We start from the raw sequence: 14,495 nt of genomic DNA on the forward strand, positions 1-14,495 counted from the left end.
GAATCTATCAAAAAACTGAGAAGGAGAATAGTTATGAAAAAACTTCCATTTAAAGTGTTAGCTGTAGCCACTCTAGCAACATTTATAACTGCTACTAACGGTAACACTATTCATGTACTTGCACAGGAACAAACCGCTCAAGAACAAAAAGTAGAGAGTTATGCATTAGGGCCTGAAGGACTGAAGACAGCATTGGCTCAAACAGGATCTCATATTCTTGTAATGGATTTGTACGCAAAAACAATGATTAAACAACCGAATGTAAATTTATCCAATATCGATTTAGGTCCAGAAGGAGCAGAATTAGTTAAAAATATTCACCTTAATCAGGAACTGGCGCGAATCAATGCGAATTATTGGTTAGATACAGCGAAGCCGAAGATTCAAAAAACAGCACGTAATATTGTAAATTACGATGAACAATTTAAAAATTATTACGATATATTGGAAGCTGCTGTACAAAAGAAAGATAAAGCAGAGTTAAAAGAGGGCCTAAGTGATTTAATTACTACAATTAATACAAATTCAAAAGAAGTTACAGAAGTAATTAAGATGTTACAAGACTTCAAAGCAAAACTGTATGACAATTCTACAGGGTTTAAAAATAATGTTGGCGGCCCAGATGGACAAGGTGGATTAACGGCACTATTAGCCGGAAATAATGCCCTGATTCCACAACTTCAAGCTGAAATTGAGAAGCTACGTTCTACTCAGACACAGCATTTTAACGATGTATTAGCATGGTCAATTGGTGGTGGATTGACAGCAGCCCTTTTAGTTATTGGAACCATTGCAGGAGCGGTAGTAATTGTTGTGACTGGCGGTGCAGCAACACCAGCTGTTGTTGGTGGCCTTACAGCTCTCGGTGCAGCTGGTATCGGTTTAGGAACAGCATCTGGTGTCATGGCGTCTAAGCATATGGACTCCTATAACGAAATTTCTAAAAAAATCGGAGAATTAGGTACGAAAGCCGATCTTGCTAGCCAAGCAGTTATTTCGCTTACTAACGCGAAAGCAACTTTGACAGATCTGTACCAAACAGTGGATCAAGCGATAATCTCTCTAACAAATATCCAAAAACAATGGAATACAATGGGGGCCAATTATACAGATTTACATGACAATATCGACTCTATGCAAGAACATAAATTCTCTTTAATACTTGATGATTTAAAAGCTGCTAAACAAAGTTGGAGTGATATTCATAAAGATGCAGAATTCATTTCGAAAGACATCGCTTTTACACAAGAAGCAAAGAACTGAAAATCAAAATATATCATAGGAGGAATGTGAAATGCTAAATAAAATCCCTTACAAACTACTCGCTGTATCGACGTTTTTAACTTTGACAACAACTTCTGTAGTCTCACCAGTAGCAACTTTTGCAAGTGAAATTGAACAAACTAACACTGGAGATTCTCTTTCAGCAAATGACGCAAAGATGAAAGAAACCTTGCAAAAGGCTGGGTTATTTGCAAAATCTATGAATGTCTATTCTTATATGTTAATTAAAAATCCAGATGTGAATTTTGAAGGAATTAATATTAATGGTTATCCAGATTTACCTGGTAAAATTATACAAGATCAAAAGAATGCTAGAGCACATGCTGTTACATGGGATACGCAAGTAAAAAAACAGCTGTTAGATACATTGACAGGCATTGTCGAATACGATACAACGTTTGACAACTATTATGACACATTAGTACAGGCCATTAATGATGGGGATGGAGATACTTTAAAAGAAGGAATTACAGATTTACGAGCTGAAATTCAACAAAACCAAAAGACTGCACAAAATTTAATAGCAGAATTAACTAAGTTAAGAGACGCTATTGGACAAGATGTTAGGGCATTTGGAAGCAATAAAGATCAGTTGCAGTCGATTTTAAAAAACCAAGGTGCTGATGTTGAGGCCGATCAAAAGCGTCTAGATGAAGTTTTAGGATCAGTAAACTATTATAAACAATTAGAATCTGATGGATTTAATGTAATGAAGGGTGCCATTTTGGGCCTACCGATAATTGGTGGTGTCATAGTAGGTATAGCAAGAGATAATTTAAGCAAGTATGAACCGCTATTAGCACAATTACGTCAGACTGTAGATTATAAACTAACATTAAACCGTGTAGTTGGAGTTGCCTATAACAATATTGATCAGATGCATAAGGCGCTTGATGATGCTATTAATGCTCTTACTTATATGTCCACGCAATGGCATGATTTAGATTCTCAATATTCAGGAGTACTCGGACATATTGATACTGCAGCTCAAAAAGCCGATCAAAATAAATTTAAATTCTTAAAACCTAACTTGAATGCAGCTAAAGACAGTTGGAAAACATTACACATAGATGCGGTCACATTAAAAGAAGGAATCAAAGAATTAAAAGTGGAACCTATTACTCCGCAAAAATAGGAAAATATCACCTCTGTTGCATGCCCAAAACATAGAGAATCTATGATTACATTGTTAAATAGCCATACAAATAATCAATAATTCCTTATATACCGAAAAGGCGAAGTCCAATTAAAGACTTCGCCTTTCACTATAAATTCTCTTTAATACTTGATCATTTAAAGGCTGCTAAACAAAGTTGAGATGATATTCATAAAGATACAGAACTAATTTCGCTTTTAAAGAAGAATAGAGCCTACAATCAAAACCTACATAGGAGGAATATGAAATGATAAAAAAAATCCCTTACAAACTACTCGCTGTATCAACGTTTTTAACGATTACAACAGCTAATATAGTTACACCAGTAACAGCTTTTGCAAGTGAAATTGAACAAACTAACAATGGAGATATGTCTCTTTCAGCAAATAAAGAACAGATGGGAAAAGCTTTGCAAGATGCTGCGGTATTTGCAAAATCTATGAATGACTATTCTTACTTGTTAATTAATAATCCAGATGTGAATTTTCAAGGAATTACTATTAATGGATATGCAGACTTACCTGGTAAAATTGTACAAGATCAAAAAAATGCTAGAGCACATGCTGTTACATGGGATACGCAAGTAAAAGGACAGCTTTTAAATACATTAACAGACATTATTAAATATGATACAAAATTTAACAATTATTATGACATATTAAAAGAGGCGATTAATACCGGGAATGGAGATACTTTAAAAAAAGGAATTACAGATTTACGAAGTGAAATCCAACAAAACCAAGAATATGCACAAAAATTAATACAAGAATTAACTAAGTTAAAAGACGATATTGGACAAGATGTTCGAGCATTTGGAAGCGATAAAGATCTCTTACAGTCGATTTTAAAAAGCCAAGGTGCTGATGTTGAAGCCGATCAAAAACGTCTAAATGAAGTTTTAGGGGACATAAACTATCAGAGAGACATAGAATCTAAAGGATGGATAATGGTAAAAACCGGCTTTATTCCCGTAATGATTTCTGGTGGTATAATGATAGGTGATGCAAGAGGCAAGTTAGGCTGGTTAGAGCCAGAATTTGCAAAATTACGTCAGACTATAGATTATAAAATAACATTAAATCGTGTAGTTGGAGTTGCGTTTAATAATATTAGTGAGATGCATAGTGTGATTGATAAAGCCATTAGTTCTCTTACATATATGTCCGCGCAATGGCATGATTTAGATTCTCAATGTTCAGGAGTACTCGGACATATTGAGAAGGCATCTGAAAAAGCTGATCAAAATAAATTTAAATTCTTACAACCTACCTTGGATTCAGCTAAAGACAGTTGGAAAACATTAAGCTCAGATGCGGATACATTACAAAAAGGGATCAAAGAATTAAAAGTAGGACCTCCACAAAAATAAGGAAATATCGGTTCTTTTTTAGAACTTTTGAACAAACATGACAAACTTAAGTTTCTACCATGTTAAAGCATTTTGTGATTTGTGATACATGAAAAAAGCGGAGTCTGATGAAGACTTCGCTTTTTATATAGAATATAAAGCTCCTATCAGGAACAGGAAAAACTTTCGATCTAGCAATTGTATATAATGCAACTTTGCAGCAGAACCTTAAAGGAGATCTTATTTTACAAAATTCACAAAGCGATCATTCTGTAAAATCGGTACTACTTGCAGCACATCTACAGCTGTACTATATATTACATCTTCCGCAAATCCACGTTCACGTAACTCTCGGCCGCTCCCGCAATCCCAAATAAACTTATTAAGATTGGACTTTGCATATTGAAAAGCACCCATACATAACTGCGCTTCAACTGACTTACTTCCCTGTAAATTTTCTATGATTGCACCTGCTCCTAAATAATCTTCTATTGCTGGTCTCAAGCCATTTTCATCTTCCTTTGGATCTTCCCAATGTTCACCGCAAGGGATCACCGTAATATTTGCACCAGTTTGTTTTTGGATGAGATTCGCAGCTTCCGCAACAGCTGAGGCGTTCAGTAAACATCCAATGAAAAGAGCAGAAACTTTCGAAGCAATCCACACGCAAGACGCACCGTTTAATGAACATAAAACAAACCTCTTCCCTTGATCAGCATCGCTAAATGTTACCGGAGATAAAGAATGCTTGCCCATTTTCGCAGCTTCTGCCCTGCTTAACATAAGCTCCGCACCTAATTGATGCGCATATGCTTTAACTTTTTCATTCACTGGCGGCGGATATGGAAAGATCTCAGCCCTTACATGCAGGGCCGTGACTACTGTTGAAGAAAAACTAAGAACATCTACAATAATCGTAATATCTCCTCGCTTTGCTGCCTCCCTTGCTCCGCGCCGTCCCCACTCTATGCGGCATTGAAATGAAGATTGATCAAAGACTGACATGCATCATCCTCCTTATTTATTATTATTTTCATTCTCATATTAGCTGTACGCTGCAAAAAGAAATAGACTATTTTTCAGAATTTTGATAACATATTGAATGAGGTCTGTATAAAAAAGCGATGTAATAGCTTACACATTCAGTAAGCTATTACATCGCTTTTTTATCTCCTTACACAAAACTTAAAAAGTCCACATCTGTATATGGAACCCCCTGCTCAATCCGATACCGCAAATCTTTTAATGTATAAGCTTGCCATTTTTCTAACTTGTCAAAATCCCATACTTCATGAAACAACGTAAATAAAAAGACTTCACGCAGTTTAAGAAAAAGTGGAATTTGCTTTAGTATTTCTTTATTCATACAATGTTCTTTACTGTACCCTTCTAAGAAATACTTCATAAATTCTTGTGGAAAGGATACATGTTCCGGTCTTACTGATAATCCTTGCCACACCGCATGATAAAATGATACAGCAATGTCCTGTGCAAACCAGCAAAACGAGCAATCGTCAAAATCAAAAATCGTTAATGTATTGTCTTGAACGAAAAAGTTTCCTTGATGAAAGTCATTGTGGATCAATCCATATGTACCACTTTCATTGGAAAGCGCCTGAATTTCCGTAATCATTTTTTCATAGCTTATGACTAATGGTTTACTTATTGATAATAAAAAATTCATAGCTTTTACATCAGGCTTCCAAATCGGCCTCTCATACTTTTTATAATCACTATCATTCTTTTTAGCAATTGCATGCATCTTACCAATCGTTTGCCCCCAATTTTGAAACAGCTTCTCATTCCATTCTTGCTCATTCGCAACATTCACAAACTGACCAGATGCTTTTAGAAATGAAGTAATAAAAAATGACTCCCCCCCTACATCCACTTGTTCTATATCATTCCTAAAGCAAGAAGCAACTGGCAAGGAAACGTTCACACCATCTGCATCTAAACTGCGTATAAAGTCCATTTCACTTTGTATTTGCTTGATCGTTCTACGAGAACTAGGCGTAATGCGTAAAATACGCCTTTCTCCTTCATATGCATACTCATATACTTCATTTTGAAACCCGCTAGCGAGTTTCATGCAGCTTTCTTCTTTTCCTCCAAAATACTTCACTGCTTGTCTAATTTTATTATTCATTTTCATATACGCCTCCCACTATACATATATTTGCTTTCTCCTGTTCGTTTCCTTCATCACTTCCGTGAATAACTCCTCCTTATCCACCTTCCGGTCTGATTGAAGAAGGGGCTTCCTGTTTCATTTGAGTAAATTCCTTTTTCATTCCTTTGGCTTACGCCACCCAAAATTCCTCCCCTCCCTACTCATTGGGCTTCACCCTTCTCATTCCTTGAGGAAGGGGAATTCTTTTGGAAGCACGTTAAAAATCATTCACACATGGGCATTTACCCACATACATTACAGTAGATGTATTTTTAGGGGGTGTCATAAATTGCGAAAAGTTCTAGCGTGTTTTTTAATTGTCTTCCTTACTGCCTTTATCTTTGTTGCATGTAATAAAAAAGAAGAAAGTACAAAAGTAGAGAAAGTACGCGTTGGTGAGGTGACACATTCATTATTTTATGCTCCGTTATATGTCGCTATGGAAAAAGGATTTTTTAAAGATGAAGGATTAGATATTGATTTGCAAACAACAGCTGGCGGCGATAAAACGATGACAGCTTTATTATCAAATGGCATCGACATTGCCCTTGTCGGTTCAGAAACATCTATTTATGTTTACGCTCAAGGTGCAAAAGACCCTGTCATTAACTTTGCGCAATTAACACAGACAGACGGAACATTCCTCGTTTCTCGTAAAAAATTGGATTCCTTTAATTGGAGTGATCTGAAAGGCACAACTTTCCTCGGTCAACGTAAAGGCGGTATGCCGCAAATGGTTGGCGAATACGTACTGAAAAAGCACGGAATTGATCCGCACAAAGATACGAATTTAATTCAAAATATCGAGTTTGCAAATATCGCAAATGCCTTTGCTTCTGGTACAGGTGATTTCGTACAGCTCTTCGAACCAACTGCTAGTATTTTCGAGAAAGAAGGAAAAGGCTACATTGTCGCTTCCTTTGGCGTTGAATCTGGAACGGTTCCGTATACAACCTTTATGGCAAAAGAAAGCTTTTTGAAGAAAGACAAAGCAACTGCAGAAAAATTCACACGCGCTATTTATAAAGCGCAGCAATGGGTGGATACACATAGCTCAGAAGAAATTGCAAAAGCTGTTGAACCGCGCTTTAAAGATACATCAAAAGATATTATGGTGAAAGTTATTGATCGTTACAAACAACAACATTCGTACGCAACGAATCCATTGTTAGATGAAGCAGAATGGAAACAACTGCAAAGTATTATGAAAGAAGCTGGCGAATTACCGAAAGAAGTAGCACATAAAGAATTAGTGAACACATCCATTGCAGAAAGTGTTATTAAGAAATAGAGGACCGTGCAATGAAATTGCTACAGCTTTCTAACGTATCTCATTGCTTCTTTTCAAAAGAAAACGCCAGCCTCGTCTTATCAAATATTTCCTTAACAATTGAGGAGGGAGAATTTATCTCCTTCCTTGGCCCTAGCGGCTGCGGAAAAACAACACTGCTTTCTGTTATCTCAGGCTTACTGCAGCCAATTGAAGGAACTGTCTTTCTCGATGGAGAATGTGTGACAAAACCAACATCCTCCATCGGTTATATGCTTCAGCAAGATTATTTATTTCCGTGGAAAACGATTGAAGAGAACATCTCCGTCGGCTTACGCATTACAAAAGCATACACATCAGAAACGAAGCAACACGCCTTGCAGCTATTAGAGCAAGTCGGTCTGCAGGGGGTTGAGAAACAATACCCGCATGAATTATCAGGAGGGATGCGCCAACGAGCTGCTCTCGTTCGAACACTTGCAACAGATCCGAAAATATTATTACTAGACGAACCATTCTCTGCACTCGATTACCAAACAAAATTAAAATTAGAAGAACTCGTTTTTTCCATTTTAAAAGAATATAAGAAAACATCACTTCTCGTGACACACGACATCGAAGAGGCGATTGCGATGAGCGATCGCATTTACTTACTGCAAGCCAAACCAGGTCGCATCGCCAAAGTCTTTTCTGTTCCAGAAAACATTCGCACCCTCTCACCATTTGAAGCACGCCAACATCCTGATTTCCCTTCATTCTTCCAGTTAATATGGAAGGAGCTGGAACAACTTGGATAATATAAAAGAAATTCATCAAGACTTTCGAAAACAAGAAATAAAGTGGACACTTGCTGTACGAACGTTGCAGCTATTCATCCTCATTCTCTTTTTCGCCTTATGGGAAGTCGCTAGCCGAAATCAGTGGATTGATCCATTACTATTCAGCTCGCCTTCTAGCATTTTTCACTTACTCATCACAAAGTGGCAGGACAATTCCCTTTGGCCGCACATATATACAACGCTCTTTGAAACGTGCCTTGGCTTTATACTCGGAACACTTCTTGGTACTTTCATCGCAACCTTCTTATGGTGGAGCCCTTTCATTGCCCGTGTACTCGATCCATATCTTGTCGTCTTAAACGCAATGCCAAAGGTCGCGCTCGGTCCGATTATTATCGTCATCTTCGGTCCGAATATTTCATCTGCGGTAGCGATGGGTGTCATTATTTCTATCATCGTTACCATCCTCGTCATTTATAGTGCCTTTCAAGAAGTAGACGCCAATTATTTGAAAGTCATGCAAACCTTTGGCGCAAACAAATGGCAATGTTATAAACAAGTCATCTTGCCTGCATCATTTCCAGCGATTATTTCCACATTAAAAGTAAACGTCGGTCTCTCCTGGGTTGGAGTTATTTTCGGAGAACTGCTCATTTCCAAAGAAGGACTTGGTTATTTAATTAGCTACGGTTTTCAAGTATTTAATTTTACGCTCGTGTTACTTAGCGTACTTCTTACATGCATTCTCGCAACACTTATGTATGTACTTGTCGCAGCATTTGAAAAGTTCATTACGCGCACGAAAAAAGCAACCTAACAATTATAGGTTGCTTTTCTCTTATTTATCCCGCATTAACGGGCAGTAAGACCCCACCTCAAGATTTAGAGAATAGCAAAGAAGAAAGGCGGGAGATAACTGCCCGTAAAAGCCCGATTGGTGAGAGCTTTCCATCAGTGGAGGATGATGCCCCCACTGATGGAAGTTTCACTTTATGCGCCTGCAATTACATCATGAATTGAATACTTATCTAGTCTTAGACCAAGCGCCGTCTGCACCTACCCAATAATTACCAACCCAAGTATTTGCAGCCATCGCTCCATTTTGATTTAAATAGTACCATTTTCCGCCCTGATATAACCAGCCTGTTTTCATAGCCCCGCTATTTTCAAGGTAATACCAGTTGCTTCCGGAATATACCCATCCCGTTGCCATCGCACCACTGTTATGGAGGTAATACCATACTCCATTATCTAGTAGCCATCCTGTTTGCATACGACCATCGTTCGGATTTAAGTAATACCATTTTCCGCCGTCATGCAACCAGCCTGTCGCAAGTTCCAATGTATCTGGATGGAAATAATACCAATTTCCGCCCTCACCATTCCATCCTGCATGAGGTTTTATCTTAACACTTAATTGATAAGGGTCATTACTAGATGCCCCTTTCACATCTTCCGCTTTAATATAGTACTTACCTTTGTTTAAGTTAAGTGTAATTTCTTCAGCATCATTCGTAATATAGGAATCTACTTTTTTAATAAGATCACCATTATCTTTGTAAATGGAGAGAACAGAATCAAGACCTTTTGGTGATGTTAAAGAAATTGTGACATCCTGTTTTCCCGGATTCGTAAATACATAATAGTCGCTGTCTCCAAAGGAAACACCTGCGTTATAAAGACCTGATGCTGTCCACTCTTTATGATTCTCTGTTTTCAATTCAATTGGCTTAGATGGAACATTGTTTTTTACAACAGAATCTTTATCTTCATCTTCTTGGTTAACTACTGAAACAGATAATTCGTATTCATTTACATTTAAACTTGCCCCCATGTTTAATGGGTGTTGTTGAATCATAAAGAAATATCCAACATCTTTCTTACCTTGGAAAGATCCCGCTATTCCTTTTTGTAAATTCGCGTATGGGAGCATTTTCTCTTCTTCTTCTGGATCTAATTTTTTATTTCCATTTGTATCTTCCGCAACTACTAACATGTAAAGCGGCGACATTGTTAATGAACTTGGATATTTCTCTTTTTCAGCATTATCCATCATAACTGTTTCAAGCTTAAAGCTTGTTAGCGTATCTTCCTTCATTTTTAAATAATACGTATCTATATCAGATGCAGTAACTAAGCGATCTTTTATGCTGCTGTTTAGCTCAATTGGCGTCGCTGTCTCAGGATCATTGTTCATTCCATGTTCATCTTGTGTTACATGTGTCACTGTTTTCGTCTTTATTTCATATGGATGACCGGTAATACTTCCTAATGATGTTGCCGCAATCACATATTGTTTATTTGCTTCTAACATATAATTTGAATTAGCATCTTTCGCCCCGCCGCCAAACAATGCAGCTAGCATACTGAACAAGGAGCCGTCCATCTTCTCTATTAGAACACCAGCTTCTTCATTGTATTCATACAATTTTAGCATCGTTTGTCCAAGTGGATCACCCGCTAATTCCGTACTTATGATTGTATCTTCTTTTGCTGTTACTTTATAAAGATCGATATCTTTATCTCGTTGAAAAAATGCTTTCTTACTCTCATCAATGTTCATCGGCACTGCACTTTGTAACATTTGTGCTGATTGTGCCGCTGTTAATTCTTCTCCAGCAAAAAGGTCAAACGAAGCATTCTCTGCCGGGAAATTGTCTTCATCATTTGGCATATTTGCCATGTCAATCGTTAACTCATAAGGCAATATAGAGCCAAAAATACGATTTTCCGCCTGTTCTCCCATCATAGCTTCCTTAGGACCGTTTCCTGTTACTTCGACAATATATGTTTCACTTGCTTTAACCGGAAAAGCAAGTGATTCTTTCTCATGAGTACCGCTATTCTCACCAACAATATGAGAATTAATATCTTCCTTCTTATTTTCAGGATAGATTGTAATGGATGTATCCACGCCTGTAATTGCGTTCATATTAATCTGACCATAGCCGTCGTATGGGAAGCGTACTCGATAATAATCCGTATCTACGTTTTCTTCTCCTGTGAAGGTTGGTGCACCATCTTGAATATTATTTGATTGAAACGGTAAAGAAGTTACGTTGTATGGGTTTTCTGCACTAGCAATTGTATCATTAACATGATCTGCAAAATTCATTGTTAATGTGTAAGCAGAGGAACCATTTGGATCATAGTTTCCATTGGCATCAGTTACTTCAACAACAAGTGTCCCTTTTTCTTTCGCCTTAAATAAACCGCTTTCTACTTTACCTGCTAATGTATCATTAACTGTAATCGTTTCAGTTGCTTCTTTACTTCCTTCTGGATAGAAGTGAAGGCGTAGTTTGTAATCAAAGTTTTCACTTGATTCTAATGCAAATTGTGCATAGTTCCCTTTATCTAGGTTAATTTTATAATTATGTGATTCAAATGGTTTTGTTAATGCTCCCTTTCTCGTTGCACTATTATTTTCAAACGTGACTGCTTCTGCATTCTCTAATGTAGCAGGTGTTGGCTTTGCATAGTTTGATAGTTTACTTACATCAAAATCTAATGCTGCAACTGGATTAACAAGACCATATCCATATTTAATATCATATCCTTTTTCTCCCAAATCAGTAGCGGTACTTTTTAAAAGCGCTTCCACTTGATATGAATTTAAATCTGGATATTTTGATTTAATAAGCGAAACAACACCCGCAACAATTGGTGATGCCATCGATGTTCCATCTAGCTTCGCATATGTATCTGGTTTTTCTGGTGTATAAACCGTGCTAAAAATCTGCGCACCTGGTGCCACAACATCCATACTTGGACCGTAAGTGGAGAAATCTGTAAGTCTATTATCCGCATCTGTTGCACCTACTGAAATAACACCGTTATAAGAAGCTGGATAACTATATACATTTTTCCCATCATTTCCTGCTGCTGCAACAACAACAACATTCTTTTCTACAGCTTTATTTATTGCTTCTTGGACAACCGTACTCGGCCTTGGTCCTCCTAAACTCATGTTAATTACATCAGCACCATGGTCTACTGCATACAATATCCCTTTTGCAATATTATAGTCTGCTGCACCTTGTTCTCCTCCAAAAACATCAACAGGAAGAATTTTTGCTTTCGGATTTATTCCATATGCACCTAATTCATTATTTTCCTTCGCAGCAATAATACCCGCAACGTGTGTACCGTGAACTTCCGGACTAAAACCACCAGCAGGATTTACAACATTATATGGTGCAAGCATGCTATGCTGCAGCTCAGGGTGCTTTACATTCAATCCTGTATCAATGACAGCCACTGTTACTGGCTTATTACCAGCATGTTTCCATGCCTCTTCAATATGTAATGATGAAAGCGCATATGCTTCTTTTACCTTTTGGTCATTTGTAGCAAATGTTGTGTATTGGACACTTGGAGAAATATTCGTTACTTTTTTTAGTTTTTTATATTTTTTGAATACTTCTTTTGTATCTTGTCCCTTGTTAATACGAACAACATCGTATTTTAACGCTGGAATACTTTGAACAACTGTTGTTCCTAAATTGGAATGTTCTTTTTTTGTAATACGTTCAGAGTATTTGACAATAAATGTGTCCATTGTTTGTCTCGCATCTTTTTGAGCAGCTTGCTTTATGATAGATTGCGGCGTAGCTGCAAAACTAGTAGTAGGAATCAATAATGAAGTTGCTAGTCCTACCGAAAAAGCCATTTTTGTAAATTTTTTCAATCATTTCCCCTTCTTTCCATAACGTCTTATATTGAAATGATAACATATGTCAAAAGAGAAATTATCTTATTTTTACATTTATACACAAAAATTTTAAAATAATTCGTATTTTTTGTAGAATAAGAAATATATAGGTCGATAAAGTGAAATTTCCATCAGTGTGGATTTTCTTCGCTTCTCTCAATCTTGAGATCGGGGTATTACTGCCCACGAATAGCGAGACAAAAAGAACTCGGCTATTTCATGAAACAGCCGAGTTCTTTCAATTTAATCATCAATATTCTCATTCCCATATGGAGTAATTTCTTTCATTCTCCAAATTCCGTATGAAAGTAACCCTCCAATAAGTAAAAATATTATGAGCGTCATAAACATCTCGCCTTTATAGTGAGTTGTTTTTCCAGTTATGAGTGAATAACCCCTCCTTATCCACCTTCCGGTCTGATTGAAGAAGGGGGCTTCCTGTTTCATAGACTGTTGCATAGCGGGGTGTCCCACTGCGTCTTACACAGTCTCCACAGGCGTAGATTATACTGTTCGGACATAACCTTGCCCTACAGTTTGTAGACTTTAGTTTGTGGCAAACAATTCTTCTAATCCTTTTTGTAAGATGTTCCGGCTCGCGTTATAGTCTCTATCCAATACCGTTCCACACTTTGTACAAATGTGAGTACGAATAGAGAGAGACTTCTTCACACGATTCCCACAAAAAGAACAGTCTTGTGAAGTATACTTTGGTTCTACTTTAATGAGTACACCGCCATGATTTTCGCATTTGTAAGCAAGCATGTTTCGAAACATTCCCCACCCTGCATCAGAAATAGACTTTGATAATTTTCTGTTTCTAACCATGTTTCGAATGTTCAGATTTTCTACAACGATAACGGAATACTCTTTCGCTAGATTGTAACTGAGCTTATGAAGAAAATCTCTGCGCTGGTTCGCTACTTTTTCATGTAGCTTGCGAACACGCTCGACTTGTTTTATGAAGTTTACAGAACCTTTTTTCTTCTTAGAAAGTTTCCGCTGTGCTTTCTGTAGTTGTTTTTCTTTTTCACGGAGAAATCTAGGGTTTTCAAACTCTGAGCCATTAGAAAGAACGGCATACTTATGTAATCCCACGTCAATTCCTATCACACGATTGGTATCGATATCAGATGGTACCACTTGTCTTTCGACACAGAAAATAGCGTACCACTTTTCCCCTTGACGTTTGAGAATCAGTTGCTTGATTGTTCCTTCGAGTGGCCTGTGAAGTAGGATATCTATTTCTCCCAGCTTTGTATTGTATAACTTACCGTTATCAGAAAAAGACATGGCATAGCGATGCTTTCCATTTCGTTTGAACCCAAATTGCGGAAATGTCATACTCGTGTAGTCTTTATACTTTTTCTGTTTTGGATACTTTGCATCTTTACGAAAGAAATTTTCAAACGCTTTTTTCAGACGTACAAAAACTTCTTGTAGTGGCTGAGAAGGCATTTCCTTTAGAAAAGGATACGTATTCTTGTCCAATGTAAGTTGTCTTTGCATATCATAGCGATTATAATTTTCTTTATTTTGCTTATATTTCCGTTCTTTGTCTAGCAAGGCAGAATTGTAGGTTTGACGACAATATTGTAGCCAACGGTCTAACACTTCTTTTTGTGCTTCTGTTGGAAAGATTTCATATTTTTGATTCAACAACATTGCCATCACCTCCCATTCGTTTTGTCCTTGTGTTTCGGTATTGCTTTAGCATTTCTAATGGTGCACTGCCTACGGTCAGCAAACAATAACTTTGAGATCAAAAGTA

Annotated in this window: 11 protein-coding genes; 6 read left to right on the forward strand and 5 right to left on the reverse strand. The window is 37.3% G+C overall.

The window, feature by feature from the left end:
- Window positions 1–33 precede the first annotated feature (33 nt).
- From hblD to hblB, 3 genes are all read left to right on the forward strand, one after another.
- Window positions 34–1,263 carry a hemolysin BL lytic component L1 gene (hblD, locus tag WAX78_RS21995; protein WP_336484179.1) on the forward strand — a complete coding sequence of 410 codons (1,230 nt, stop codon included), beginning with the start codon at window positions 34–36 and terminating at the stop codon, window positions 1,261–1,263.
- 31 nt (window positions 1,264–1,294) lie between these two features.
- Complete coding sequence (hblA, locus tag WAX78_RS22000) at window positions 1,295–2,419, forward strand: hemolysin BL binding component B (RefSeq protein WP_336484180.1); 1,125 nt, start codon at window positions 1,295–1,297, stop codon at window positions 2,417–2,419.
- A gap of 268 nt (window positions 2,420–2,687) precedes the next feature.
- Entirely contained in the window at window positions 2,688–3,809 is a 1,122-nt protein-coding gene (gene hblB / locus WAX78_RS22005; protein WP_336484181.1) for a hemolysin BL regulatory component HblB, read from the forward strand.
- A 219-nt stretch (window positions 3,810–4,028) separates the two neighbouring features.
- Here hblB and WAX78_RS22010 read toward each other — a convergent pair whose 3' ends face one another.
- Both WAX78_RS22010 and WAX78_RS22015 read right to left on the reverse strand, forming a co-directional pair.
- Window positions 4,029–4,793 carry a 2-phosphosulfolactate phosphatase gene (locus WAX78_RS22010; RefSeq protein WP_336484183.1) on the reverse strand — a complete coding sequence of 255 codons (765 nt, stop codon included), beginning with the start codon at window positions 4,791–4,793 and terminating at the stop codon, window positions 4,029–4,031.
- A 169-nt stretch (window positions 4,794–4,962) separates the two neighbouring features.
- Window positions 4,963–5,943, reverse strand: coding sequence for a phosphotransferase enzyme family protein (locus tag WAX78_RS22015; protein ID WP_336484184.1), 981 nt, complete (start codon window positions 5,941–5,943; stop codon window positions 4,963–4,965).
- 307 nt (window positions 5,944–6,250) lie between these two features.
- Here WAX78_RS22015 and WAX78_RS22020 point away from each other — a divergent pair, with 307 nt between their 5' ends.
- The 3 genes from WAX78_RS22020 to WAX78_RS22030 are packed head-to-tail and all read left to right on the forward strand — an operon-like array spanning window position 6,251 to window position 8,827.
- A complete protein-coding gene (locus WAX78_RS22020; protein ID WP_336484186.1) occupies window positions 6,251–7,252 on the forward strand; it encodes an ABC transporter substrate-binding protein in 1,002 nt (333 codons plus the stop codon).
- An 11-nt stretch (window positions 7,253–7,263) separates the two neighbouring features.
- On the forward strand, window positions 7,264–8,028 hold the full coding sequence (locus WAX78_RS22025; RefSeq protein WP_336484187.1) for an ABC transporter ATP-binding protein: 765 nt from the start codon (window positions 7,264–7,266) through the stop codon (window positions 8,026–8,028).
- Complete coding sequence (locus WAX78_RS22030; RefSeq protein WP_336484188.1) at window positions 8,021–8,827, forward strand: ABC transporter permease; 807 nt, start codon at window positions 8,021–8,023, stop codon at window positions 8,825–8,827. The genes WAX78_RS22025 and WAX78_RS22030 overlap by 8 nt, the downstream gene beginning before the upstream one ends.
- 207 nt (window positions 8,828–9,034) lie before the next feature.
- On the opposite strand, the gene WAX78_RS22035 is transcribed toward WAX78_RS22030, so the two are convergent.
- From WAX78_RS22035 to WAX78_RS22045, 3 genes are all read right to left on the reverse strand, one after another.
- Window positions 9,035–12,700, reverse strand: a complete 3,666-nt coding sequence (locus tag WAX78_RS22035; protein ID WP_336484190.1) for a S8 family serine peptidase — start codon at window positions 12,698–12,700, stop codon at window positions 9,035–9,037.
- A gap of 267 nt (window positions 12,701–12,967) precedes the next feature.
- Window positions 12,968–13,171, reverse strand: a complete 204-nt coding sequence (locus tag WAX78_RS22040; protein WP_336484192.1) for a hypothetical protein — start codon at window positions 13,169–13,171, stop codon at window positions 12,968–12,970.
- A 99-nt stretch (window positions 13,172–13,270) separates the two neighbouring features.
- Window positions 13,271–14,395 (reverse strand): RNA-guided endonuclease InsQ/TnpB family protein, encoded by a 1,125-nt coding sequence (locus WAX78_RS22045; protein ID WP_336484193.1) that lies wholly within the window; start codon window positions 14,393–14,395, stop codon window positions 13,271–13,273.
- Window positions 14,396–14,495: the final 100 nt, after the last annotated feature.

The sequence above is a fragment of the Bacillus yunxiaonensis genome, from assembly GCF_037104695.1.
Classification (GTDB): Bacteria; Bacillota; Bacilli; order Bacillales; family Bacillaceae_G; genus Bacillus_A; species Bacillus_A yunxiaonensis.